The organism is Pseudomonas sp. TUM25319, from assembly GCF_056388475.1.
Map to the genome: position 1 here is coordinate 6,313,076 of NZ_CM150751.1, position 22,279 is coordinate 6,335,354.

Below are 22,279 nucleotides of genomic sequence, written 5' to 3' on the forward strand. Positions count from 1 at the left end.
TCGGCGCCATTTCATCGCCCGGGCGTATCGCCGGTGTGTCGCAAACGGCGCTGAAGCGCCTGCTGCTGTATCAATACCCGCCCCGGATACAGTGCAATACAAACCCCGGCAGGCAGGCCGCCGACAGCCCGGTACACTGGTTTCATCCTCACCGAGACAGGGCCACCCACGATGGAGCACGTCGATCACATCCTGATCGTCGACGACGACCGCGAGATTCGCGAGCTGGTCGGCAGTTACCTGAAGAAGAACGGGCTGCGCACCAGCATCGCCGCCGATGGCCGGCAGATGCGCAGTTTTCTCGAAGCCAACCCGGTCGACCTGATCGTGCTCGATATCATGATGCCCGGCGACGACGGCCTGCTGCTGTGCCGCGAATTGCGCGCCGGCAAGCACCGCAATACGCCGGTACTGATGCTCACCGCACGCAATGACGAGACGGACCGCATCATCGGCCTGGAAATGGGCGCCGATGACTACCTGACCAAACCCTTCTCCGCCCGCGAACTGCTGGCGCGGATCAACGCCGTACTACGGCGCACGCGGATGCTGCCGCCCAACCTGTCCATCAGCGAAAGCAGCCGGCTGATCGGTTTCGGCACCTGGCGCCTCGATACGACCGGCCGCCACCTGCTGGACAGCGAGGGCACGCTGGTGGCCCTGAGCGGTGCCGAATACCGCCTGTTGCGGGTGTTTCTCGATCATCCACAACGGGTACTCAGCCGCGAGCAGTTGCTCAACCTCACCCAGGGCCGCGAGGCGGACATCTTCGACCGCTCCATCGACCTGCTGGTGAGCCGCCTGCGCCAGCGCCTGGGCGACGACGCCCGCGAGCCGACCTGCATCAAGACCGTGCGCAGCGAAGGCTACGTATTCTCCCTGCCGGTGCGCCTGCTGGAGTCTCCGGCATGAGGTGGCCGCGCACGCTGGCATCGCGGCTGGCGCTGATCTTCTTCACCGGGCTGGTGCTCGCCTACGGGCTGTCGTTCAGCCTGCAGGCGTGGGAACGCTACGTCAGCAGTCGTTCGATGATGCTCAGCAACCTGGAGCTGGACGTGGCCACCTCGGTGGCGATCCTCGACCGCCTGCCCGCCGCCGAGCGGCCCGACTGGCTGCCGCGCCTGGCGCGACAGACCTACCGCTACCAACTCGGTCCGGGGGCCAGCGGCGAGGCGATGCCGACCGAGAATCCGCCGATGGCGGCCGAATCCATCGTCAACGCCATCGGCCGCGACTACCCGCTGACCTTCCAGGAGATTCCCGGCTCGCGTGCGCACTTTCAGGTCCACCTGCGTCTGGCCGATGGTGCGCCGCTGACCCTCGACGTGACCCCCGAGCCCGTCCCGGTGGCGACCTGGCTGCCGCTGATGCTGCTGATCCAGTTGCTGGTGCTGCTGGTGTGCACCTGGCTGGCGGTGCGCCTGGCGATTCGCCCGCTGACCCGTCTGGCCGAGGCGGTGGATCACCTCGACCCGAACGCTCCCGGCCCACGCCTGGATGAAAGCGGGCCGCGGGAAGTGAAGTACGCGGCGGTGGCCTTCAACGCGCTGCAGGCGCGCATCGCTGCCTACCTCAAGGAACGCATGCAACTGCTGGCGGCCATTTCACACGATCTGCAAACCCCGATCACCCGCATGAAGCTGCGGGTCGAAGTGATGGACGACGGCCTCGAGAAAGACAAGCTGTGGAGCGACCTCAGCGCCATGGAGCACCTGGTGCGCGAGGGGGTCGCGTATGCCCGCAGCATGGACAGCAGCACCGAGCCCACTTGCCGGGTACAGCTCGACGCCTTTCTCGACAGCCTGGTGTTCGACTACCAGGACAGCGGCGCCAGCGTCGAACGCTGCGGTATCAGCAACGTCACCCTGCAGACCCGTCCCCATGCCTTGCGCAGGGTGCTGGTGAACCTGGTGGACAACGCCCTGAAGTTTTCCGGCGCAGCGCGGCTGGAGGTCAGCGCCGGGGAAGGCTGCACGGTGATCCGGGTGCTCGATGACGGTCCGGGCATTCCCGAAGACGAGCTGGTGCAAGTGCTGCAGCCCTTCTACCGGGTGGAAGGCTCGCGCAACCGCAGCACCGGCGGCACCGGCCTGGGCCTGGCCATCGCCCAGCAACTGATTCTGGCCCTGGGCGGCCGCCTGACCCTGGGCAATCGCCCGGAAGGCGGGCTCTGCGCACGCATCGAACTGCCCTGAGCGACGCCGGCTACACAGCGATACACAACCCCGGCATCGCCGACACACTGCAGATACGCCGCCTCGCCAGACTTCCAGGCACACCAGCACGAAGACCTTCCGCCTTCGTTGCGTGCCTCGGGAGTCCACTGATGAAAACCCTCGCCCTGCCTGCTTTCACCCTGCTCGATCGTTGCGCCACCTGGAGCGCCGATGTGCCGCTGCGCCTGTTCCTCGCTTGGGAATTCTTCGAGTCCGGTCTGGAGAAATTCAACGGCAGCAACTGGTTCGCCGACCTGCAATCGAGCTTTCCCGTGCCCTTCAATCTGCTGCCCAGCGAATTCAACTGGCAATTGTCGATGTGGGCCGAACTGATCTGCCCGGTGCTGCTGTTGCTTGGCCTGGGCACCCGTCTGGCATCGCTGGTCCTGATGGTGGTGACGGTCGTGGCGATCGCCGCCGTGCACTGGCCTGCACATTGGTCGGGGTTGGGAGAGCTGGCGCGGGGTTACGCGATTACCGACCAGGGTTTCGGCAACTTCAAGCTGCCGCTGATCTACCTGGTGGCGTTGTTGCCGCTGTTACTGAAAGGGGCGGGCCGGCTAAGCCTGGACCATCTGTTGCGCCGTCGTTTTGCCTGAATCCTGCCTGAAAAAAAGCCGTTGCCCGCACTCTGCGGGCAACGGCTTTTTCAGCGTCTGGTGCCTACGATCACGCCCTGTTGCCTCAGGCTTTCGAGCAGAGCCAGTCCCTGTTCGAGGATCTGTTGCCGATCGGCGCCCAGCTCGGCTGCCAAGGCTTCCAGACTGGACCTGCCGCTGCCCGAAAGCCCGCTCAGCAACCGGTAGGCCAGGCCACTGATGCGGGCGAAGCGGACCTGCAAGCCGGCGTCACGGTAGACCAGCAGCAAGGTCGGTGCCTCCTCGGGCTGCAACGGCTGGAAGTCCGCGCCGATCCGCTCCACCGGCCAGCGATAGGCCAGCGGCCGCGCAACGCAGGACAACAGCGGCTCGCCGTCGAGCAGGTCGCCATCAGGATCGTGAGGTGGATCATCGGCATCACTCAGGTACAACGCCGACTCGATCCACTCGTAGTGGGCCAGTTCCAACTGCCAGGGCGTATCGGGCTCGACGCCCTGGAGGTAATCGACGAACGCTTCGGCCACCTCCGTGAACAACGGCGTCTGGCTGCGGTAGCTGGCGTAGAAATCCCGCACACGACGATGCCAGCGTTCCTCGCCAAGAACGCCACGCATCACCGGAAAACTGCCCGCCAGCAAGCCCTCGATGGCACCGTAGAACAGTTCGCGATAGACCTTCAGCCGCCGCTCTTCGATGCCGGGCGGCGCGGGGTGGCGCGCCGGGTCGCGCAGGTGGCGGGACAGGCTGAACTGCTGCTCGCGCAGGGTCTCATTCATGGCTGGTGCTCCCGCTGGCCTGTTGTATCGCACGGATGCGCGCCGTCTCGGCCAGCAACTCGGCCAGCGGCGGATAGTTGAAGTCCCGTTCCAGCACCGTGGGCTGCGCACCGAAACGCTCGCACGCCTGGGCGAACAGCGCCCAGACATCTTCCTTCACCGGCGCGCCATGGGTGTCGACCTTGAGGTCAGGTGCTTCGTCGTAGTGCCCCGCCACGTGCATACCAACCACCCGTTCACCTGGCAGAGCCAACAGGAAATCCTTCGCCGGGTAACCGTGGTTGCACGCGTTGACGAAGACATTGTTGACGTCCAGCAGCAGGTCGCAGTCGGCTTCGTCAAGCACGGCACGGATGAAGTCCAGCTCGCTCATGGCCTGGTAAGGCGCGGCGTAGTAGCTGATGTTTTCCACCGCGATACGTCGGCCCAGACGATCCTGTGCCTGACGAATGCGCGCCGAGACATGCCGGACCGCCTCATCGGTGAAGGGAATCGGCATCAGGTCGTAGAGGTGACCGTCGTCACTGCAATAACTCAGGTGCTCGCTGTACAGGCTCACCTGATGGCGATCGAGAAACTGGCGGGTGCGGTCAAGCAGGTCGAAGTCCAGCGGGGCGCTGCCGCCCAAAGACAGCGACAGGCCATGGCAGGCGATGGCGAAGCGCTCGGCCAGTTGTGCCAGGCCGCGACCGTAGGCGCCACCGACGCCAATCCAGTTTTCCGGGGCGCATTCAAGGAAGTCCACGGCGCCCGACTCGCTGTTCAGCAGTTCGGGCAACAGGCCGCGGCGCAGGCCGAGGCCGGTGAGCGGCGTGGCAGTTTTCATGGGGCGACTCTCCAGGGGTTCCAACGAAAGAGGGCCGCTTTGCGCCCCTTCGCGAGCCAGCTGGCTCGCGAAGGGCTGCAAAGCGGCCCCGTATGCAGCCCTGAATCAGGACTTGCCGCTCAGGTGGCTGAACAGCCCGTCCGGCATCGGCTTGCCGTTGGCCTGGTAGATCGCCTTGAGGTGGTCGTAGGCTTCCTGCTCGGAAATGAAACCGTCGTGGTTACTGTCGATCTTGTCGAAGTAGCTGGCGCGGTCCTTGGCTACGGCGAGGAATTCGTCGCGGGAGACCTTGCCGTCGTGGTTGGTATCGGTGCGGGAAAAGGAGGCGTCACCGCACTTGCCCTCACCGCATTTGCCTTCAGCCCCGGCCTTGGCCGAACCGCCACACTTGCCCTCGCCGCACTTGCCTTCGCTCTGGCTGCTCTTGGCGTTGGCGCCGCACTTGCCTTCACCACATTTGCCCTCGCCCGGGGTCTTCGCCGAGGCCAGTTGGTAGCCCTGGGACAGCGGCTCCACCGCGAAGGCGGCGTTGCCGATCGCCATGCTGCCGATCAGGGCAGCGCCAAGCAGGCCGAGGGTATTGCGTGCATGTTTCATGGGGGTGCTCCACTGTGGTTGGGTGTGGAGCCATTAAGCGGCGGCGATGTATCGGCGACGTATCCCGAAAGGGGCGGTTTTGTATGAGAACCGGTCAGACAGCGCCGCAGATACACAGCGATACATGCCATTCACGAACCCGCGCCGCCGCCCTGCCGCTGCTCCAGCAACTCGCGCCGGCGACGATCCAGATTCGCCTGGCGCCGGGCGATTTCCGCCTCCAGCGCCTGCAGCCGCCGCTCGCCCTCGGCGATGGCATCATCTTTCGAGGGGTACAACTCGCTCACCGGATAGTTGTGACCGCTGTGGGTGCGGTCATAACCGCTGCCGTAGATGCCGCCGGCCACCAGCTCGACCTGCAGTACCTGAAAGGTGCGGGTCAGTCGCCAGGCGATGTAGGGATAGGTTCGTTGCTGCATGGAGAACATCCTGGGGCCGGTCGTCGGGGCGAGATCATCGCTATATAAAAATCAATACAGCGAGCTTACGCCATCGCTATATAGTTTTGTATATTCCGAATCCCGACTGCGTCGCGAAGTATCCGCGCGGTCAGGCAAAACAAGGAATTCCACGATGTACATCATGCCTTTCGATCCCCGCCTCGATGCACCGCGGGCTGCCAGCAAGACCCCGGCCACGCCGGACGACTCCCCCGACTCGGTGCGCCGGACCATTCTCGCCGCCGCCAGCGAAGCCTTCGCCGAGAAGGGCTACGCTGCCACCCGGATCGCCACCATTGCCGAACTGGCGGGGCTGCCGAAGTCCAACGTCCACTATTACTTCAAGTCCAAGGAGAACATTTACGCCAAGGTGCTGGAGGACATCGCGCCCTCCTATCTGAGCGCCTGCATGCCGGTACTGGAAGACGACGAGACGCCGATCGAAGCGCTGACCCACACGCTGATCCGCATGATCCGCCTGTTCGAGCGTCAGCCTTTCGCGTCCAAGGTGATCATGGCCGAGTTGCGCGAGGGTGCGCGGCGGCTGCCGCGGGAGTTCTTCGCCCGCTGGACGGCGCAAACCCAGAGCAGCCTGGCCGGCATCCGTCAGTGGGTCGATCGTGGCCTGCTGGCGCCGGTGGACCCGGAGCACGCGCTGCTGACCATCTGGGCCATCGCGCAGTCCTGCGTCAGCCGTGGCTGGCAACTGCCAGGTCTGCGCAGCGAAGCGATGGACTACGATGCCGCCGCCAGCAACGCGGCGCGCCTGCTGCTCAGCGGCCTGGCGCCGCGACGCTGATCCTCGTTCAAGGGAAGGCGGCAGCAGCTCCAGCACACGGTCGCGCCCGCCCTCGGCCACCAGGTATGTTCCGCGACCGCTCGCCACGATCGACTGCGGCGCCTTGAGGAACGACAGCACCGTGTTCTGCCGGCCTTCGGCATCGACCAGCAGCAGCCGCGCACGGTGGGTGGAATCCTCGCTGATCCACAGGCCGCGCGGATCGCACATCAGGAAGGTCGGCTGGTTGAGGCCGGCCAGGATCACCGGATCGCTGCCGTCTTCGTTCAACTGGCGGACCACGCCTTTTTTCTTCTCGGTGTAGAGCATGCGCCCGTCATCGCAGCGGGTGACCGATTCGACCTCCGACAAGCGATCGCGCAGCACGGTCAGCGAGCCATCGCTCCAGCGGTAACGCAGCAGGCGGCCTTCGCCCTTGCGGTCCTCTACGGCATACAGGTCGTCGCCGTCGCTCCACAGGCCCTGCACGTTGGTCCCCCTGAACAGCTCGGTGACCTTCCCGTCCTTGAGGAAGCCCACCGCGGCATCGCCCTGCTCCTGGCTGAACACCCAGCCGCCGTTGACCGCCGCCATGCCGTCCGGCTTGGACAGGTTGCCGACCAGCACTTCCCGTGCGCCGTCGGGATGAATCCGCACGAGGCTGCCTTTGCCATCGCGCAACTCCTGGCTGACCAGCAGCGAACCGTCGTCCAGTGGCGCCAGCGAGGCGGCCTTCGGAACATCGCGATAGATCACCTGGACACGCCAGTCGCCAGCCGCCTGCACCGGGTAGAAACTTTGCCACGCGAAGAAGCCGAGGGTCGCTGCCACGACCACTGCAAAGGCCCAGAGACCTTTGCGCACTAAAGGATAGGTTTGCATCATGAATCAGATCGCCGTCAGGTGTTCGTAGAGAATGGTCGCACCCACCAGCATCAGCACTACGCCACCGACCATCTCGGCACGCTTGCCAACCACCGCCCCGAGCACGCGCCCCAGCATCACGCCAAGGGTCACCATCACGCAAGTGGCAAGACCAATGGCGCCTGCGGCCACCAGGATATTGACGTTGACGAAGGCCAGGCCCACGCCCACCGCCATCGCGTCGATGCTGGTGGCAAAAGCCGTCACGGCAAGAATGAAGAACGAGTGCTGGCTGGTTTTTTCCTCGGCCTCGTCATCGTCCTTCAGGCCGTTCCAGATCATGTGCAGGCCCAGGACCAGCAACAGGCCGAAGGCGATCCAGTGGTCCCAGTTCTCGACGAATTGCACGGCGACCTGGCCGATACCCCAGCCGACGATGGGCGTGATGGCTTCGATCACACCAAAGATCAGGCCGGTACGCAGCGCCTCGGAAAAACGCGGTTGATGCAGGCTGGAGCCTTTGCCGATGGCCGCCGCAAAGGCGTCGGTAGACATGGCCAGGGCCAGGAAAAGGAGGGAAATGGGATTCACGGTCATTATCCAGTCGGGCTGTGAGTCAACGACGCAACCACACGCCCGACTTCCGGCATGGATGCATCGTTGGTCTCGCCAACCGAAAGGTGTTCACGCCACGGCTGCTGCCGAGAATGTTGACGCGAACGCTCCGGCCGAAGCCAGGAGCAGGCTACTCCCCAACAAGGGTGGCCACTATAGTGGCCGGGTTGTGAAAAAAACATCAACCGAAAGCGAACTTTCCTGCTGATGCTTTCCCAGATCTAGTGCAGCCGCTCCCTTATTGACGTCATGCAGCCCAACCTGACGGCGACGATGCGGATCAGTTGAACAGCCCCGGATTACCCAGCCGCACCCTGGCGTAGAAGATGATCGCCACTGTGGGAACCAATGCCGAGTAACCCGGCTTCATTGCGGTCATCAGGTTGGTGAACACACGCCCCAGACGGTTGGAAATATGGACACCCCAGTTGGCAGACACCAGCGCGCCCCCCACCAACGCCGCGACTTGCGAGCCACCGGCAGCCATTTCCTGCTCGCTCTGCTGCGCCACCGGGGACTTGACGTAGGACGCCAGCGTCAGGCGTTCGGCCAGCGCATCCACGGCAATGAAGTACTGCTGTTGCGACAGCCTGCCGACCACCGCAAGCACATCGCCACACAAGGCATGGCCCTCCGGGAAGCTGTTGCGGAAGAACGCCTGCACCAGCGCCGCCTCCTGTTCAAGGATGGTGCCGCAGTGATGCAGTTCCTTGCCCAGGTCGAAGTGGCTCACCAGCATTTCCAGCGCATCGGCGTATTGCAGCCCGCGCCCGCGGGCGAAGTTGGCCAGGCAGTGCCCGGCAACCCGCTGAAACTCGCGAGTGAAGCCGTAGAGCCGGTCAGGATGGTCAAGGCTCGTCCAACTGCTGGTCGCCAGGTGCTTGATCGCTTCGTCGAGCATCGCCGACGCGGACAACTCGAACAGATCGTGCAGCAAGGCGTCGTCGCGCACCGGATCAGCGCTGACGTCGCTGGTTTCCAGCGGAGCCGGATAATGCTGGCCCTTGAAGCCGGCAAAGCCGGTCTTGGAAAGCACCGCATGGAGATTGGGCCAGTAGTCCTTGTGGCCGAATTTTTCCATCTGCACGTTCTTGCAGTGCCTGACCTCACGGCGCCCCGCACAGGCCTCGTCCAGGCACAGGCGCAGTGTGTCGTCGGAGCTCGACCAGGCATTGAACAACGTGCCATCGATCAGGTCGTCGAAGCTCGAGGCTTCCTGAGGGCTGAGCTCGACCGCCGCTGCCATCAGCAATACATCGCCGACGCTCAGGTCGAAACTGCCGGGCTCGCGCGCCAGTTTGCGCAGCGCATTGACCACCACCCGGCCGCCCAGCGAGTGGCCTACCAGGTTCACGGTGGTCACGTAGGGGTGACGCTCCATGAGGTAGGCGTCGATCTCGCCCAGAAGCACCTCTCCCATGGCACTCGCGCGCTCGCGGCTGCGGGTGAAATGCCTGGCCCGGTCCTTGATGAACCCGGTCAGCCCGGCAACCGGGCTTTGAACCGCCCCGATCATCGATTGCAGCGTTTGCCAGTCCATCTCCAGGATGTGGCCGGAACGCCAGAACCCGAAGATGTTGATGCCATCATGCAGGGTCGTCGGGATCTGTTTCGACAACAGACGCCGGTCGCGCAGGTCATGCCCGGCGCTATAACCATGAATGAAGATGTTGGCCACGGTGCTGGCACCGTGAGGCAACGTCAGGAATTTGAAATGCGTGTCCAACGCTTGTGGCTCCGGCAGCCCCACAAGGGGTTAATAGAAAGGGTCAGCTTCGGTCTTCTTGCTCAGGCGCACATGAAAAAGCAGCCGATCGAAACGATCGGCTGCTGTCAGACCGGGCTCAGAACTCCAGCGCCCGCAGTCGAGAACCGAGCTCACGCCATTCACTACTGTCCTTCTCGAGCTGACCGGCCGCCGCTTGCAAGGTCAGTCGGCTGTCTTCGTAGGGTTTCCTCTGCTCGCTGAACACATGCTCGATCACCTCGACCACGCTGTGCAGCAACGCATCTTCCAGCTCCGCGGAGGTTTCTTCCAGCCACTGCATACGCTGCAAGGCACGGCTGTTGGCACGCTGGTTTTCTTTTTCTTCACTGCGCGACGCCATGAAGATCTCGGCCACCGCAAATACCAACTGCACCACCGGCGCGGCGCGCCCGGCCCACTTCTGCAGAGTGGTCAGCCAGCGCCCCTTGAGCAGTGGGATTTTCAATTTTCGGCCGAGTACCAGCAGCGATGTCAGGTGATCTTTATTGATGCCCTTGAGCTGGGCGAAGATCGGGCCCGACAATTTGTCCAGCAGTTCGCTTTCGTTACCACCAGCGAACAACTGCGGGTCCACGCCGGAACTGACCAGCAGTTCGTCGATCTGCGCTTTGCGCAGATCCTGCAACTCTGTCTCCAGCCATTGGTGCAGCGTCTGCGCGATTTCCCTCGCCACATTCTCCAGCGAACGGGTCAGAACGCTGGCATCCCCGGCCTGCTCCAGCGCCGCCTCGATCGTCGGGCGAGCAGAGAGGACTTCCCGGCGAATCAGGTGACGGGCACTGTTTTTCAGTTGCTGTTGCTGGCGGGCCATATGCTCCAACTGCGCATCGACGGCACTGAGTTGCTGATCGGTGCGAGCCTCGGCTTCCAGGCGGGCAGCCACTGGCTCAAGCAGGGTGCGCTCGATGATTTCGCACGTCTGGCGCAACAGTTGCTGCTCACTATCGAACTGCTGCACCCACTGGTGCAAGCGCAGGATGAAGGTGTCGTAGCCAGAGTGCTCGAGCAACTTGAGCTTGTTCTCCAAACGGCCACGGCTGGCCGTACGGACGTTCATCAGCAACACAGGCAGATCCTTCAATACCGACTCGTCGAGGCCGGATTTCTGCGCATGGCGCAACAAAGTCTGCGAGAACGTGGCCTGGATGCGCTCGATGACTTCCGGATCGCTGTCCTCGTAGTTCAGCACGATGAACAACGGACGACGCTGCGACAACAGGTCGAAAATCCGCTCGATGATGTTCTGCGCATCCTGATCTTCCTGGCGCAGTACGAACAGGATCAGATTGGCACGCTTGAGCTGTTCGGTGCTGACCTCGTCGTGCTCGATCGGCGCATTGATACCCGGCGTATCCAGCAGCACATGCCCATCCCAATCGTAGCGATGCACGGCGTCTGTCGTCGGGATGTCCCCTACCACCGCCCGCTCTTCACCCAGCAAGGCGTTGATCAGAGAACTCTTGCCGGCGTTGTAGGCACCGAACAGCATGATTTGCACTTTGCGCTCGTCGATCTGTCCGCTCAACTGATCGATCCGTTGCGGCGCATCCGGCAGGTAGCGCGATGCAGTCGGGCAGGCCTGGGCCAGCAGTGTCTTGTATTGTTCGAACGGATTCATCGGGCGATGCTCTCCTTCAGGGTTTTGAGCTCCAGCTCGCTGCTGGCGATGATGTCGTAAAGACGCAGGGTCTCGTTTTCCACCAGGCCGATCGATTCGACGCAGGTATCAACCGCACGCTGCACCGCATTCGGCAGGCGTTTGCGCAGGTCTTCTTCGAGGCGGGCATGCAAGCGCGCATAGCTCACCCCCACCACCTGCCGGACCATCTCGGTTTCCACCATGTACTTGCCCGCCGCGCCACCCACCAGGCCGCCGAGCAGACCACCGACGATAGCGCCGATGGGGCCCGCAACCGCAGTGCCGATCGCGGTGCCGATCATACCGCCGCTGGCAGAGGCTGCCGCCTGCTTGCCGCGGCCGGTAACCAGCTCAACGTCGACGCCAATGTCTTCGAAGCTGCCGATCTCATCACTGGACATGTCCACCAGCGTGCCCTTGAGCTCGTCGACGTAATCCTTCAGCTCACGGCTCAGGTGCTGTTCGATGGCGGTAGCGCACAGCGCATTGACGTCGCGGGTCAGCGCTTGAACGTCCTGGCTCTGCTTGTGGGTTTCCAGCAAATCGCCGACCTTGAGCAGCACGTCGTTCAGCACCAGTGTGGCGATCTGCTCGCCACGTACTTTGAGCACCTTGACTGCCTTGACCGTCGAACCACGCAAGTCGTCGAGCCGCGGCAACACCTCGCGACGCAGGCTATCGAGCACGTGGTTCTGCAGGTGACTGAGCACCAGTTGAGTGGCCTTGCGCTCCTTGTAGACCCGCGCTTCCTCGGCGATGCCTTGCAACTGCTGGAACAGACGCTCAAAGCCGGCGGCCTGCAGCGCAGGCTCATCCAGCCCGGCTTCGCGAGCGCAGCGCACCGATACCGACACTACCGGCTTGAGCAGATCCTGACTGAGGCCAGAAGCCTGCAATTGCTGGCCCGCACGCGTCCAGACGTCTGCTTCCTGTTTGGTGCGGTTGACCGGCGTCTTGTTGCGCCGGACCTTGACCAGCTCATCCTGGCCGGGAATCTCGTCTTCATCCATGAAGTCGCTTTTGGTGATGACCGGCAGCAACGGCTTGCTACGCTGCAGTTCCCCTTGCAGGTTCTGCAGTTCCTGGACCTGCCCCGGAGCGGTTGAGCTGCTCAACCACAGCACGGCATCGGCACTGTCGGTATAAAGCTCCGTCAGCTCACCGTTCTCCTTGGTCACGGAACCCAGGCCGGGGGTATCGACGAGGATCAACTTTTCCCCCAGGCGAATCCCCTGGATCTGCGAGGTCGTTTCAGTCTCGCCTTCGGCAAACGGCTCGTCCCGATCGACCAGTGCCTGATCGTGCAGATGGAAGTACTGGATAGCTTCACCATTGGCGGCAAAGCGCTGAGCGATGAAGTTGCAGAACGAGCTCTTGCCCGCATTGACCTTGCCGAATACCAGAATCACTGCCTTGTCACCGAACGTCTGCGCCAATTGCGCCGATGGCTGATTACGTTCCCAGGCCGCACTCCAACCCTGGATGCAGCGGCGAACGACTTCGCGCACACCTTCAGCCTGACGGGCAAGTTCACCCTTGCGATTGAGCTTGCCCAGCGACGGCTGTTGGTCCAGCGCCGCAATCAGCCGGGATTTCCAGGCATTGAGTTTCGCTTCGTCTTCTTCCACGCGGCGAGTCAGGTATTCAAATCCTTTGAGCGCCTCGATAAATGCTTTTTCTTGCATACACAATCCTGTGCGGGTTCACGATGCCGTGACCACGAACGAGTCAGAAAGAGTCGGCCATCCAGGGACGGCCCGACAAACCAGCGGGTTTCAACCAATCAGCAGACCGTCGAGGAACTTGCGGGCTTTGGTGCGCTCGGCGATTTCTTCCTCCAGCGCCTTGATTTCGGCATCCAGCTCACTCATGGCATCGGCCTTGAGGAAGTTGTTCTTCAAGCTGTCACCGGGCTTCGCGGCGGGCTGGCTGGCCATTGCATCCACCAGCCCCGACAGTTTCGAGGCACCGAGCTTGATACCGTGGCCCTCGAGGAATCCCTTGAGCTGGATCTGCGCAGCTTCTTTGTTGGCCTTGATTTTCGCCTGGCGGGCTTTCTCTGCGGCTTCACCGTCATAGTCGCGGGAACTGCCTGAACTGGACGACGATGAGGAATCCGAACTGCTCGACACGACCGCCGCGACTGCCGCCACAGCGGCACCGATCAAAAGGAAAGGAAGCATGGTTCAAGCCTTCAGTTGAGAGTGGAGTTTGCCGTGCATGGCCTTGTAGTCCGACTCGAAATCGGCCAGGCGGGACTTTCTGGTCTTTTTCAGGCGGTCGAGCCGCGCCTGCAGGTTATTGAGCTTCTGGTCGAGGAAGCCGCCCAACGCCTCACCCAGCGCCAGCACTTCATCGCTGCGGACTTGCTCCACATAGTGCCGGGCCGCCTGCACGGCTTCGCGCAGTTCACGGATGCCACTCTTTTTCACTTTGAGAGCGCTCCCGCTTTCCAGCCCGCCGAGATAGCGATGAGCCGAAACAGGGATGACCGGCATACCAGGGGACTGCTGCTTGATGAGGTTGAGGATCCTCGCCAGCACCTCGTCTTCCGCTTCTTCGATCTGCGTCAGCACAATCAGCGTCTGGCGGCCGGACGTGGCGGCATCCTGCCGCAACACATCGATCATGTCCTTTTCGCGCTGATCGAACTCACCTTCGCGCACGCAGTGTACGAACAGGCGGATATCCGACTGTAACCAGGCACCGTCACGGGCTTCCTGATCGTCCCTGCCTTCGACATCGGCATCCAGCCCCGGCGTATCCAGCCAGCGAATGCCATCGTGTTCGAACGCGCTCAGCACTGTGGTTTCCCGTGCGTCGGAGACCGCGAACTGCTCACGTTCCACCAGCGCATTGAGCAGCGAGCTCTTGCCGTGGTTGTACTTGCCGATTACCGAAACCACGGGTGGGCGCTGTTCTCCCAGCAGGTACTGCAAGCGGCCGATCCTCTCCGCCTGATCGGGCAGCACCGCGTAAATTGTCTCGAATCCCATAACCGTTCCTGCATCCATGTGTGATGTCATTATGCCTTTCGCTACCGCTTCCAGCACTCGTCGATTCCCCGTGGCCGACTTTCGTCTAGCGCCGACGGGGCATCAGGCTGACCAGTGCGAGTTCGAGCAAGGTCGGAGCCCGACGCTCAATCGCTGTACTGGCGCAGGACGGGCAGGCACCGAAATACTCACCTGGCATCAGCGCGTCGCTGGCTGGCGCGACGGTCTTTTTCCAGCGGCAGCGCGTGCAGACGTACGTGCAAGGCTGGGGCCTGATGGGCATGGCGAACTCCTCGTCACAGATAATGGCCGAATGATATTTGCGTTGGGCGAACATTAAGCGAGGCCGCGATCCAGCGCTATTGGTGGCTGGATACACAGGTCAAGTTTTCGGATAGGTCAAGTGGTGAGAGGCGCTCAAACAGCAGCTAAACCCGCATTCAGGACCTGTCGGGAGAAGAGATGTGTCCAGTAAATTTACAGGACACGATGCAGCGCCCCATGGCGGTCTTCCAATATCTGAACAATCCGTAGACTCTGGCGGCCTGCCTCGATCCAAGGCGCCTCTCGTCACCGGCTTTATCCACAAGGAAGACCATGAAACGCTCTCCCCCCTCCTCCAGCGTCCGCTGGGACCTCGCCCAGCGCTACCGCCTGATCGAAACCGTGGCCTGGTGGGAAGGCCGCCTGACCACCGGCCACCTGATGCAAAGCTACGGCATCAGCCGCCAGCAGGCGTCCAAGGACATCAACAGCTACATCACCGAGCACGCTCCCGAGAACCTCGTGTACGACAAGAAGGCCAAGGGCTATGTGCCGGCCAGCGGGTTCCAGCCACGGTTCATCGACTTCAGCGCCAGCGCGTACCTGCACCTGCTGTTTCAGAACAATGAACGCGCCGAGCACCTGGAAGGCTTGAAACTGGCCTATGCCCACACCCAGGTGCTCGAGGTGCCCGACCGCTCGATCCGGCCGCAAGTGCTGCGCCCGCTGCTCAAAGCCTGCCGTGAAGGGCTTCGCCTGGAGACCGAATACGTCTCGCTGGCCAATCCCGAGCCGGAAATCCGCCTCATCGCCCCGCACACCCTGGTGAACACCGGCATGCGCTGGCATGTGCGCGCCTGGTGCGAGAAAAACCGCGGCTTCCGTGATTTCGTGCTCAGCCGGTTCCGCGGCGAACCGGATCTGCTGGACAAGACCGAGCACGGCATTGCCCAGGATAACGACTGGAACAGTGAGGTTCCGGTGATCATCGAGCCCGACCCTCGACTGGAGCCGGCGCAGAAAGCCATTATCGAAGCCGACTTCGGCATGCTCGAGGGCGCGCTGGAAATCCCCTGTCGCCGGGCTCTGGTCAAATATGTGCTGCAGCGTTTCCAGATCGACACCCGAAACCTCAATCCCAAGGCCGAGGCGCAGCAAATCGTGGTCAGGAACCTGGCCGCGCTCAAAGGCTGGCTGTACGACTGACGCCGGAAAGAACTCAGGCCCGCCGGGTACATACCCGGACAGGCCTGAGGAAGGGAAACCCGCACTGGCCGATGGGCCAGCGAAACGTTACAGATTCTGGTCGAGGAAGGTCACCACCGTCCCCATGCACGCCACGCGTTCCTCCACATGGGGCATGTGACTGGAGTTTTCGAACAGCGCCCAGCGAATGCCCGGGATCAGGTCCAGGTACGGTTTGACCACCAGCGGCGTAGCCTCGTCATAGCGACCGGAAATCAGCAGGCTCGGAACGTTGATCAGGTGCAGCCGGTCGACGATGGTCCAGTCCTTGGTGGTGCCGATGATGTGGAACTCATTTGGCCCGGTCATCGCGTGGTACACGGTGGGGTCGGCATCGACCTGGGCGAAGGTGCGCGCCACTTCGTCCGGCCAGGGGTTCAGGCGGCACACATGACGGTCGTAGAACACCCGGGCGGCGGCGATGTATTCAGCGGCGGTGTAGTCACCGGTGGCTTCGTGGCGCAGCAAGGTGTCCTGGACGTCCTTGGGCAAGTCCTCGCGCAAGCGATTGGCTTCCTTGACCCAGGTGCGCATGTCGGCCGGCGAGTTGGCGATCACCAGGCAACGCAGGCCGGCCGGCCGGCGAACCGCGTGCTCGCTGGCGAGCATGCCGCCCCAGGACTGGCCCAGCAGCGCGTAGCGATCGCGAATGCCGAGGTGGTCGAGCAGGTTGTCGAGTTCTTCGAGGAACAGGCTCACCGTCCAGAAAGACGGCGGCATGTCGGGCAGGTGGGTCGAACGCCCGTTGCCCAACTGGTCGTAGTGAATGACCGGGTAACCGCCAGCAGCGACATCCTTGTAGGCATCGACATAGTCGTAGGTACAGCCCGGGCCACCGTGCAGGATGACCAGCGGGGTACGACCACAATCCAGATCACCCGTGACGCGATACCAGGTCTGGTAACTGCCAAACGGGGCAAAACCTTCACGCGATTTGATGAGTTCCATTTCATCCGGCTCCGTGCGAATCACAGGGCACACCATAGCCCTGTAAGCGACCGTGCATAACTAGAGAATTCGCTAGGTTTTCGCGATTTTTCCGATAGCTAGCTATCGAGCAGCCGGTAATGCACGGCTCGGGCCACGGCCTGGACGCGATTCTTTGCACCCAATTTGTGCATGGCCGAGGTGAGATGAAGCGAAACGGTCGCCAGGGAGCGGTTCAGTTGCTCGGCGATCTGCGCCGCGGTCAGCCCTTCGGCGGCCCAACGCAGGCATTCCAGCTCACGTCGGGTCAGGCGGATGGCCTTGTTGGCATTTTCCTTGGCGAGCAGCGGATGGGCGACTTCCTGCAGGGCGTGGGCCAGCAGGCTGAAGTCGGCGAGGCTGTGGCGGGCTTCGTCGAGGTCGTGCGGGCTGACGTGGGGACGCAGGCCGGTCAGTGTGGCGAGGCCGCCGCGGGGCAAGTGAATGGGCACGGTGACACCACACGCCAGCTGGGCATCCTGCAGGTAGCCGACCACCGGTGCGTGGCGACGGTCGATAAAGCGCTGCAGGACGGTTTCCTCCTGGGGCAGGTACGACCAGACGAACGGCGAAATGGCGGAAATGGACAGCAGCTGTACCGGATCGATCTGGTAGAAACCTTCGGAACACCAGAGGTCTTGCCAGTCGCCGGGGGTGTTGCGAAGCCTGACCACGGTGGGGGTGATCAACTCGCCGCCGTGGTCCAGCGGGACCGGGCTGTAGTCATACACCAGAGCGTCGAAGCCCAGTTGCGCCGCCAGGTCGGCAACGCTGTCCATCTGCTCGTCCAGGCTCCTGCCAGACAACAAACGGGTATTGAGATCAGCCAGTTTGGCCTGCATTCCTTGCGCTCCCTGTTGATATACCCCTGCTGGATTTCCATCTGTGAAGTCCGGCACGTAGAATGCCACGGCTCGGCGCGGGACTGCCAGACGAAACCTATAAGAAATACTAGCTTGTAGGCAGCGCGTTCTCCTGCGCAGGGTATAGCTGTAAGCCATTGCCAACAGGAGAGTAGCGATGTGGCGTGAGATGCACCCTGACCAGCAGTTCAATGTATCGGTCGATGGCCACAATCTCGTGGTGTACAGCTATGGCGAAGGGGACGAGGTGCTGCTGTGCCTCAACGGCGGTCCGGGGCTGCCGTGCGACTACCTTCGCGATGCCCATTCATGGCTCAAGGACAAGGGCATCCGGGTGGTCGCCTTCGACCAGCTCGGTACCGGCGCCTCCGACCGCCCCGACGACACGTCCCTGTGGGACATCACCCGCTACGTCGCCGAAGTGGAGACGGTGCGCCAGGCCCTCGACCTGGGTCGCGTGCACATGCTCGGCCACTCCTGGGGCGGCTGGCTGGCGATCGAGTACGCCCTCCATCATCCACAGGCGCTGAAGTCGCTCATCCTGGAAAACACCGTCGGCGATATCCCGCACCTGTCCAGCGAACTGGAACGCCTGCGCGGCGCCCTCGGCAGCGAGACCGTGGCGATGATGCAGCGCTACGAAGCCCTCGGCCAGCTCGACCATCCCCAGTACCAGGCCGCCATCACCCTGCTCAACTACCGCCACGTCTGCCGCCTCGAAGAATGGCCGGCGCCGGTGCAGCGCTCGCTGGGTGACTGGAACATGGGCCCGTACACCGCCATGCAAGGCCCCAACGAGTTCCTCTACATCGGCAATCTCAAGGACTGGAACCGCCTGAAGGAGATGGGCGACTTCCGCATGCCGGTGCTGATCACCACCGGCCAGCACGACGAACTCACCCCCGCCTGCGCCATGCGCATGAAACTGGCGCTGGTCAACACCGCCGCCGAGCTGCATGTGTTCCCCAACAGCAGCCACATGCCGTTCTACGAGGAACCCCAGGGCTATTTCCCGGTGCTGCTGGACTTCCTGCAGCGCAACCGGGGCTGACCGATGAACCTGGCGCGCTACCGTTTCGTCCTCACCCGACCGCTGCAGTTGCTGCCGGTACTGTTCGGCATCAGCGTCATCACCTTCGTGCTGGTGCGCTCGATCCCCGGCGATCCGGCGCGGGTGCTGCTCGGCGCGCGTACCACGCCAGACGCCCTGCAGAAGATCCGCGCCCAGTACGCACTGGATGAACCTCTCTGGACCCAGTACCTGTACTTCCTCAAGAACCTGCTCAACGGCGAGCTTGGCCAGTCGCTGCTGTACCGGGTCGACACCCTCAAGCTGATCAGCACCCGCGTCGAGCCCACACTGATGCTGGTGCTGGGCAGCGTCGTGCTGGCGCTGCTCATCGCCGTGCCCCTGGCGACCCTCGCCGCTCGCAACAAGGGTGGCTGGGCCGACAACCTGATCCGTGTCTTCACCACCGCCGGCCTCGGTTTGCCGGCCTTCTGGCTGGGGTTGATGCTGATCCTGCTGTTCAGCGTGCATTGGGGGCTGTTCCCGGTCTCCGGCTACGGGCGCACCTGGGATGACAAGCTGCACCATCTGGTGCTGCCCTGCCTGACCATCGCCCTGGCACTGTCGGCGGTGCTGGTGCGCAACCTGCGCGCCAGCATCCTCCTCGAGATGCAGGCCGATCACGTCACCGCCGCCCGCGCCCGCGGCCTCTCGGAGGCGGCGGTGTTTCGTCGACACATCCTGCCCAACTCCATGGTGCCTACGGTCAACCTGCTGGCGGTCAACATCGGCTGGCTGATCAGCGGCACGGTGGTGATCGAAAGCCTGTTCTCCCTGCCCGGCATCGGCCAGTTGCTGGTGCGCGGTATCTTCACCCGCGACTACATGGTGGTGCAGGGCGTGGCCATGGTGCTGGCCTGCGCCACGGTCGCGGTCAACTTCCTCGCCGATATCGTCACCACCGCCATCGACCCGCGGGTGAAGATCCAATGAGCCACAGCCCGAGCGTCGCCGTCCCCACTCGCTGGCGTCTGCGCTGGAACCTCGGCGACGGGCGCCTGACCCTGTGTTTCGGCCTGGCGATCGTGCTGGGCTGGATTCTGCTGGCGCTGTTCGCGCCCTGGGTCGCGCCCTACGACCCGCTGCTGCAGAACGGCAACCTGCGCCTCGCCGCACCGAGCCTGGCGCACCCCTTCGGCACCGACAACTTCGGACGCGACATCCTCTCGCGGGTGATCTGGGGCGCGCGCATCGACCTGCAGATGGCGCTGATCGGGGTGATCTTCCCGTTTCTGCTCGGCACCTGCATCGGTGCCATTTCCGGCTATGTCGGCGGACGCCTGGACAACCTCTGCATGCGCCTGATCGATATTGTCCTGGCCTTCCCCTTCCTGGTGTTGATGCTGGCAATCATGGCCATCCTCGGCCCCGGGCTCGGTAGTTTCTATATCGCCATGGCGCTGGTGGGTTGGGTGTCCTACGCCCGGCTGATCCGTTCGCAGATACTGATACTCAAGGAGAGCGATTTCGCCCTGGCGGCCAAGAGCCTCGGTTTCAGCCACCGGCGCATCCTGTTCGGCCACCTGATGCCCAACGCGCTGTTCAGCTCGGTGGTGTTCTGCATGTCCGACGCCGTACTGGTACTGCTCAACGGCGCGGCAGTGAGCTACCTCGGCCTCGGCGTGCAACCGCCCACCGCCGAATGGGGCACGATGGTTGCAGAAGGTCAGAGCTTCATCACCACGGCCTGGTGGATCTGCACCTTCCCGGGCCTGGCCGTGGTGACCCTGGCCATGGGCTTCAGCCTGCTGGCCGATGGCGTCGCCGAACGCCTCGGAGACCGTTCATGACCGCACCGTTGCTCCAGGTCGAAGACCTCAGCGTGATCGCCCGCGTCGGCCAGCGCGACATCGCCGTGGTCGATCGCCTGTCGTTCAGCCTCGGTGAAGGCGAGATCCTCGGGCTGGTGGGCGAGAGCGGTTCGGGCAAGACCATGGCCTGCCGCGGCCTGATGCGTCTGTTGCCGTCGCCCAGCCTGCGGGTTGAAGGGCGCGCCGCGCATCTGGCCGGCACCGACCTGCTGCAACTGGACGACGCCGGCATGCGCCGCATGCGCGGGCGCGAACTGGGGATGATCTTCCAGAACCCCAGCAGCCATCTCGACCCGCTGATGCGCATCGGCGAGCAGATCGCCGAGGGCATTCGCCTGCACCAGGGCGCCTCGCGCCGCGAGGCGAAGGCCATGGCCATCGAGGTACTGCGCCAGGTCGGCATCCCCGATCCGAAATCCCGCGTCGACAATTACCCCCACGAGTTTTCCGGCGGTATGCGCCAGCGAGCGATGATCGCCGTGGCGCTGGGCTGCAACCCGAAGGTGCTGATCGCCGACGAGCCGACCACCGCCCTGGACGTCACCGTGCAGGCGCAGATCCTGCGTCTGCTGCTGGAGCTGCGCGACCGCCGCGGGCTGTCGATGATCCTTATCAGCCACGACCTCGGTGTAGTGGCGCAGACCTGCGACAGCATCGCCGTCATGTACGCCGGCCGCCTGTGCGAGCACGGCAGCAAGGCCGAACTGCTGACCCGTGCGCAGCACCCCTACAGCGCCGGCCTGCTCGCCTGTCACCCGGCGGCGGACAGCGGCCAGCGCCTGATGAACACCATTCCCGGCCAGCCGCCGCTGCTCGATGCCCTGCCGCCCGGCTGCCGCTTCGAGCCACGCTGCAACCACGCCACACCCCTCTGCCGCGAGCAATTGCCGGAGCTGCGCGACACCGCCGCCGGCCATCGCCTCGCCTGCCACACGCCCCTGCCCGCCGGAGCCCTGTCATGACCACGCTGTTGCAAGTCAAGGACCTGCAGGTGCAATTCCCCGCCGCCGGCAGCGGCCTGTTCGGTCTGCGCCAGCGCAAGGTCAGCGCGGTCAACGGTGCCTCGCTGGAACTGAAGGCCGGCGAAACCCTAGGCCTGGTGGGCGAGTCCGGCTGCGGCAAGAGCACCCTGGCCCGGGCCATCCTGCACCTGAACGAGGCAGCAGGCGGGCAGATCCTCTTCGACGGCATCGACATGGCCCACGGCAGCAAGGCCGACATCGCCCGCCTGCGCCACGAAACCGCGATGATCTTCCAGGACCCGTACACCGCGCTGAATCCGCGCCAGAGCATCGGCCAGATCCTCGCCGAAGTGCTGCGGGTGCAGCGCAAGGTGCCGCCAGAGCGTATCGCTGCCCGGGTCAACGAACTCCTCGAACGGGTCGGCCTGCGCCCGGAACTGGCCGACCGCAAGCCGCGCTCGCTCAGCGGCGGCCAGTGCCAGCGGGTCGGCATCGCCCGGGCGCTGGCCATCGAGCCGCGCCTGATCGTTGCCGATGAATGCGTCGCGGCGCTGGATGTCTCGATCCAGGGCCAGATCATCAACCTGCTGCTGGAGTTGCGCGAACGCATGGACCTGGCGCTGCTGTTCATCACCCACGATCTCACCGTGGTCCGCCGCCTGTGCGACCGGGTGGCGGTGATGTACCTCGGGCGCATCGTCGAGCAAGGCCCGGTGCGCGACGTGTTCGAGGCACCACGTCATCCGTACACCGCCGCGCTGATCCAGTCCGTCGCCGACATCGACCCGGCCCGCCGCCTGCCCGAGCAGCCGCTGCCGGGCGAACCGCCGAGCCCGCTGAACCTGCCGTCGGGCTGCACCTTCCATCCGCGCTGCCAGTACGCCGTGCCGGCCTGTCGCGAAGCCACACCCCCCACCCATTCGCTGGGCGCCCGGTACTACACCTGCGTCCACCCGGAGCCACTGTTCTGAAGCAATACCCCTAA

23 protein-coding genes, 1 pseudogene and 1 riboswitch are annotated in these 22,279 nt (G+C 63.7%); of the genes and pseudogenes, 10 read left to right on the plus strand and 14 right to left on the minus strand.

Going from position 1 to position 22,279, the window contains the following annotated elements:
* Positions 1–171: 171 nt before the first annotated feature.
* The 3 genes from AC05QJ_RS28530 (at position 172) to AC05QJ_RS28540 (ending at position 2,815) form a co-directional block, all read left to right on the plus strand.
* On the plus strand, positions 172–912 hold the full coding sequence (locus tag AC05QJ_RS28530; RefSeq protein WP_476744544.1) for a response regulator: 741 nt from the start codon (positions 172–174) through the stop codon (positions 910–912).
* Positions 909–2,195: an ATP-binding protein gene (locus tag AC05QJ_RS28535; protein ID WP_476744545.1), complete on the plus strand. Its 1,287-nt coding sequence runs from the start codon at positions 909–911 to the stop codon at positions 2,193–2,195. Before AC05QJ_RS28530 ends, AC05QJ_RS28535 begins: the two co-directional genes overlap by 4 nt.
* Positions 2,196–2,326: 131 nt before the next feature.
* Positions 2,327–2,815 (plus strand): HvfX family Cu-binding RiPP maturation protein, encoded by a 489-nt coding sequence (locus AC05QJ_RS28540; protein ID WP_476744546.1) that lies wholly within the window; start codon positions 2,327–2,329, stop codon positions 2,813–2,815.
* A 50-nt stretch (positions 2,816–2,865) separates the two neighbouring features.
* On the opposite strand, the gene AC05QJ_RS28545 is transcribed toward AC05QJ_RS28540, so the two are convergent.
* From AC05QJ_RS28545 to AC05QJ_RS28560, 4 genes are all read right to left on the minus strand, one after another.
* The gene (locus AC05QJ_RS28545) at positions 2,866–3,591 is read right to left on the minus strand and encodes an HvfC family RiPP maturation protein (RefSeq protein ID WP_476744547.1); all 726 of its coding nucleotides are present in this window, start codon (positions 3,589–3,591) and stop codon (positions 2,866–2,868) included.
* Positions 3,584–4,417, minus strand: a complete 834-nt coding sequence (locus tag AC05QJ_RS28550; RefSeq protein WP_476744548.1) for an HvfB family MNIO-type RiPP peptide maturase — start codon at positions 4,415–4,417, stop codon at positions 3,584–3,586. Before AC05QJ_RS28550 ends, AC05QJ_RS28545 begins: the two co-directional genes overlap by 8 nt.
* A gap of 105 nt (positions 4,418–4,522) precedes the next feature.
* Positions 4,523–5,014, minus strand: coding sequence for an HvfA family oxazolone/thioamide-modified RiPP metallophore (locus tag AC05QJ_RS28555; protein WP_476744549.1), 492 nt, complete (start codon positions 5,012–5,014; stop codon positions 4,523–4,525).
* Positions 5,015–5,145: 131 nt separating this feature from the next.
* Complete coding sequence (locus AC05QJ_RS28560) at positions 5,146–5,433, minus strand: hypothetical protein (protein ID WP_476744550.1); 288 nt, start codon at positions 5,431–5,433, stop codon at positions 5,146–5,148.
* Positions 5,434–5,587: 154 nt separating this feature from the next.
* Here AC05QJ_RS28560 and AC05QJ_RS28565 point away from each other — a divergent pair, with 154 nt between their 5' ends.
* On the plus strand, positions 5,588–6,253 hold the full coding sequence (locus AC05QJ_RS28565) for a TetR family transcriptional regulator C-terminal domain-containing protein (protein ID WP_476744551.1): 666 nt from the start codon (positions 5,588–5,590) through the stop codon (positions 6,251–6,253).
* Between the two features lie 18 nt (positions 6,254–6,271).
* Here AC05QJ_RS28565 and AC05QJ_RS28570 read toward each other — a convergent pair.
* The 8 genes and pseudogenes from AC05QJ_RS28570 to AC05QJ_RS28605 all read right to left on the minus strand — a co-directional run.
* A pseudogene (locus AC05QJ_RS28570) lies at positions 6,272–7,117 on the minus strand (SMP-30/gluconolactonase/LRE family protein); the annotation flags it as partial.
* A gap of 3 nt (positions 7,118–7,120) precedes the next feature.
* A complete protein-coding gene (gene mntP, locus AC05QJ_RS28575; protein ID WP_476744552.1) occupies positions 7,121–7,687 on the minus strand; it encodes a manganese efflux pump MntP in 567 nt (188 codons plus the stop codon).
* A 9-nt stretch (positions 7,688–7,696) separates the two neighbouring features.
* A riboswitch (yybP-ykoY riboswitch) is annotated at positions 7,697–7,857 on the minus strand.
* Between the two features lie 134 nt (positions 7,858–7,991).
* Positions 7,992–9,437 carry a DUF726 domain-containing protein gene (locus AC05QJ_RS28580; RefSeq protein WP_476744553.1) on the minus strand — a complete coding sequence of 482 codons (1,446 nt, stop codon included), beginning with the start codon at positions 9,435–9,437 and terminating at the stop codon, positions 7,992–7,994.
* 118 nt (positions 9,438–9,555) lie between these two features.
* Entirely contained in the window at positions 9,556–11,097 is a 1,542-nt protein-coding gene (locus AC05QJ_RS28585) for a GTPase (RefSeq protein WP_476744554.1), read from the minus strand.
* Positions 11,094–12,803: a dynamin family protein gene (locus AC05QJ_RS28590; protein ID WP_476744555.1), complete on the minus strand. Its 1,710-nt coding sequence runs from the start codon at positions 12,801–12,803 to the stop codon at positions 11,094–11,096. Before AC05QJ_RS28590 ends, AC05QJ_RS28585 begins: the two co-directional genes overlap by 4 nt.
* A 90-nt stretch (positions 12,804–12,893) precedes the next feature.
* Positions 12,894–13,301, minus strand: a complete 408-nt coding sequence (locus AC05QJ_RS28595) for a hypothetical protein (RefSeq protein ID WP_476744556.1) — start codon at positions 13,299–13,301, stop codon at positions 12,894–12,896.
* A 3-nt stretch (positions 13,302–13,304) separates the two neighbouring features.
* The gene (locus AC05QJ_RS28600; RefSeq protein WP_476744557.1) at positions 13,305–14,132 is read right to left on the minus strand and encodes a GTPase; all 828 of its coding nucleotides are present in this window, start codon (positions 14,130–14,132) and stop codon (positions 13,305–13,307) included.
* Positions 14,133–14,199: 67 nt separating this feature from the next.
* The gene (locus AC05QJ_RS28605) at positions 14,200–14,397 is read right to left on the minus strand and encodes a hypothetical protein (protein ID WP_476744558.1); all 198 of its coding nucleotides are present in this window, start codon (positions 14,395–14,397) and stop codon (positions 14,200–14,202) included.
* A 314-nt stretch (positions 14,398–14,711) separates the two neighbouring features.
* Between AC05QJ_RS28605 and AC05QJ_RS28610 the strand changes: the two genes are divergently transcribed.
* Positions 14,712–15,584, plus strand: coding sequence for a helix-turn-helix transcriptional regulator (locus AC05QJ_RS28610; RefSeq protein ID WP_476744559.1), 873 nt, complete (start codon positions 14,712–14,714; stop codon positions 15,582–15,584).
* 87 nt (positions 15,585–15,671) lie between these two features.
* Here AC05QJ_RS28610 and AC05QJ_RS28615 read toward each other — a convergent pair whose 3' ends face one another.
* Both AC05QJ_RS28615 and AC05QJ_RS28620 read right to left on the minus strand, forming a co-directional pair.
* A complete protein-coding gene (locus tag AC05QJ_RS28615; RefSeq protein ID WP_476744560.1) occupies positions 15,672–16,571 on the minus strand; it encodes a proline iminopeptidase-family hydrolase in 900 nt (299 codons plus the stop codon).
* Positions 16,572–16,669: 98 nt separating this feature from the next.
* Positions 16,670–17,431, minus strand: coding sequence for a LuxR family transcriptional regulator (locus tag AC05QJ_RS28620; RefSeq protein ID WP_476744561.1), 762 nt, complete (start codon positions 17,429–17,431; stop codon positions 16,670–16,672).
* Between the two features lie 178 nt (positions 17,432–17,609).
* Between AC05QJ_RS28620 and AC05QJ_RS28625 the strand changes: the two genes are divergently transcribed.
* From AC05QJ_RS28625 to AC05QJ_RS28645, 5 genes are read left to right on the plus strand one after another with little or no spacing between them, the layout of a single operon-like run.
* Complete coding sequence (locus AC05QJ_RS28625) at positions 17,610–18,503, plus strand: proline iminopeptidase-family hydrolase (RefSeq protein WP_476744562.1); 894 nt, start codon at positions 17,610–17,612, stop codon at positions 18,501–18,503.
* A 3-nt stretch (positions 18,504–18,506) separates the two neighbouring features.
* Positions 18,507–19,454, plus strand: coding sequence for an ABC transporter permease (locus tag AC05QJ_RS28630; RefSeq protein ID WP_476744563.1), 948 nt, complete (start codon positions 18,507–18,509; stop codon positions 19,452–19,454).
* Positions 19,451–20,311 (plus strand): ABC transporter permease, encoded by an 861-nt coding sequence (locus AC05QJ_RS28635; RefSeq protein ID WP_476744564.1) that lies wholly within the window; start codon positions 19,451–19,453, stop codon positions 20,309–20,311. The genes AC05QJ_RS28630 and AC05QJ_RS28635 overlap by 4 nt, the downstream gene beginning before the upstream one ends.
* The gene (locus AC05QJ_RS28640; RefSeq protein WP_476744565.1) at positions 20,308–21,294 is read left to right on the plus strand and encodes an ABC transporter ATP-binding protein; all 987 of its coding nucleotides are present in this window, start codon (positions 20,308–20,310) and stop codon (positions 21,292–21,294) included. The genes AC05QJ_RS28635 and AC05QJ_RS28640 overlap by 4 nt, the downstream gene beginning before the upstream one ends.
* Positions 21,291–22,265, plus strand: coding sequence for an ABC transporter ATP-binding protein (locus AC05QJ_RS28645; protein WP_476744566.1), 975 nt, complete (start codon positions 21,291–21,293; stop codon positions 22,263–22,265). The genes AC05QJ_RS28640 and AC05QJ_RS28645 overlap by 4 nt, the downstream gene beginning before the upstream one ends.
* Positions 22,266–22,279 lie beyond the last annotated feature (14 nt).

Coding starts and splice junctions, on each gene's coding strand:
- AC05QJ_RS28600 (WP_476744557.1), bottom strand. CDS start 14,132: ATGGATGCAGGAACGGTTATGGGATTCGAGACAATTTACGCGGTGCTG.
- AC05QJ_RS28620 (WP_476744561.1), bottom strand. CDS start 17,431: ATGCAGGCCAAACTGGCTGATCTCAATACCCGTTTGTTGTCTGGCAGG.
- AC05QJ_RS28545 (WP_476744547.1), bottom strand. CDS start 3,591: ATGAATGAGACCCTGCGCGAGCAGCAGTTCAGCCTGTCCCGCCACCTG.
- AC05QJ_RS28590 (WP_476744555.1), bottom strand. CDS start 12,803: ATGCAAGAAAAAGCATTTATCGAGGCGCTCAAAGGATTTGAATACCTG.
- AC05QJ_RS28645 (WP_476744566.1), top strand. CDS start 21,291: ATGACCACGCTGTTGCAAGTCAAGGACCTGCAGGTGCAATTCCCCGCC.
- AC05QJ_RS28530 (WP_476744544.1), top strand. CDS start 172: ATGGAGCACGTCGATCACATCCTGATCGTCGACGACGACCGCGAGATT.
- AC05QJ_RS28555 (WP_476744549.1), bottom strand. CDS start 5,014: ATGAAACATGCACGCAATACCCTCGGCCTGCTTGGCGCTGCCCTGATC.
- AC05QJ_RS28585 (WP_476744554.1), bottom strand. CDS start 11,097: ATGAATCCGTTCGAACAATACAAGACACTGCTGGCCCAGGCCTGCCCG.
- AC05QJ_RS28595 (WP_476744556.1), bottom strand. CDS start 13,301: ATGCTTCCTTTCCTTTTGATCGGTGCCGCTGTGGCGGCAGTCGCGGCG.
- AC05QJ_RS28560 (WP_476744550.1), bottom strand. CDS start 5,433: ATGCAGCAACGAACCTATCCCTACATCGCCTGGCGACTGACCCGCACC.
- AC05QJ_RS28565 (WP_476744551.1), top strand. CDS start 5,588: ATGTACATCATGCCTTTCGATCCCCGCCTCGATGCACCGCGGGCTGCC.
- AC05QJ_RS28535 (WP_476744545.1), top strand. CDS start 909: ATGAGGTGGCCGCGCACGCTGGCATCGCGGCTGGCGCTGATCTTCTTC.
- AC05QJ_RS28625 (WP_476744562.1), top strand. CDS start 17,610: ATGTGGCGTGAGATGCACCCTGACCAGCAGTTCAATGTATCGGTCGAT.
- AC05QJ_RS28630 (WP_476744563.1), top strand. CDS start 18,507: ATGAACCTGGCGCGCTACCGTTTCGTCCTCACCCGACCGCTGCAGTTG.
- AC05QJ_RS28635 (WP_476744564.1), top strand. CDS start 19,451: ATGAGCCACAGCCCGAGCGTCGCCGTCCCCACTCGCTGGCGTCTGCGC.
- AC05QJ_RS28605 (WP_476744558.1), bottom strand. CDS start 14,397: ATGCCCATCAGGCCCCAGCCTTGCACGTACGTCTGCACGCGCTGCCGC.
- AC05QJ_RS28550 (WP_476744548.1), bottom strand. CDS start 4,417: ATGAAAACTGCCACGCCGCTCACCGGCCTCGGCCTGCGCCGCGGCCTG.
- AC05QJ_RS28615 (WP_476744560.1), bottom strand. CDS start 16,571: ATGGAACTCATCAAATCGCGTGAAGGTTTTGCCCCGTTTGGCAGTTAC.
- AC05QJ_RS28640 (WP_476744565.1), top strand. CDS start 20,308: ATGACCGCACCGTTGCTCCAGGTCGAAGACCTCAGCGTGATCGCCCGC.
- AC05QJ_RS28610 (WP_476744559.1), top strand. CDS start 14,712: ATGAAACGCTCTCCCCCCTCCTCCAGCGTCCGCTGGGACCTCGCCCAG.
- AC05QJ_RS28540 (WP_476744546.1), top strand. CDS start 2,327: ATGAAAACCCTCGCCCTGCCTGCTTTCACCCTGCTCGATCGTTGCGCC.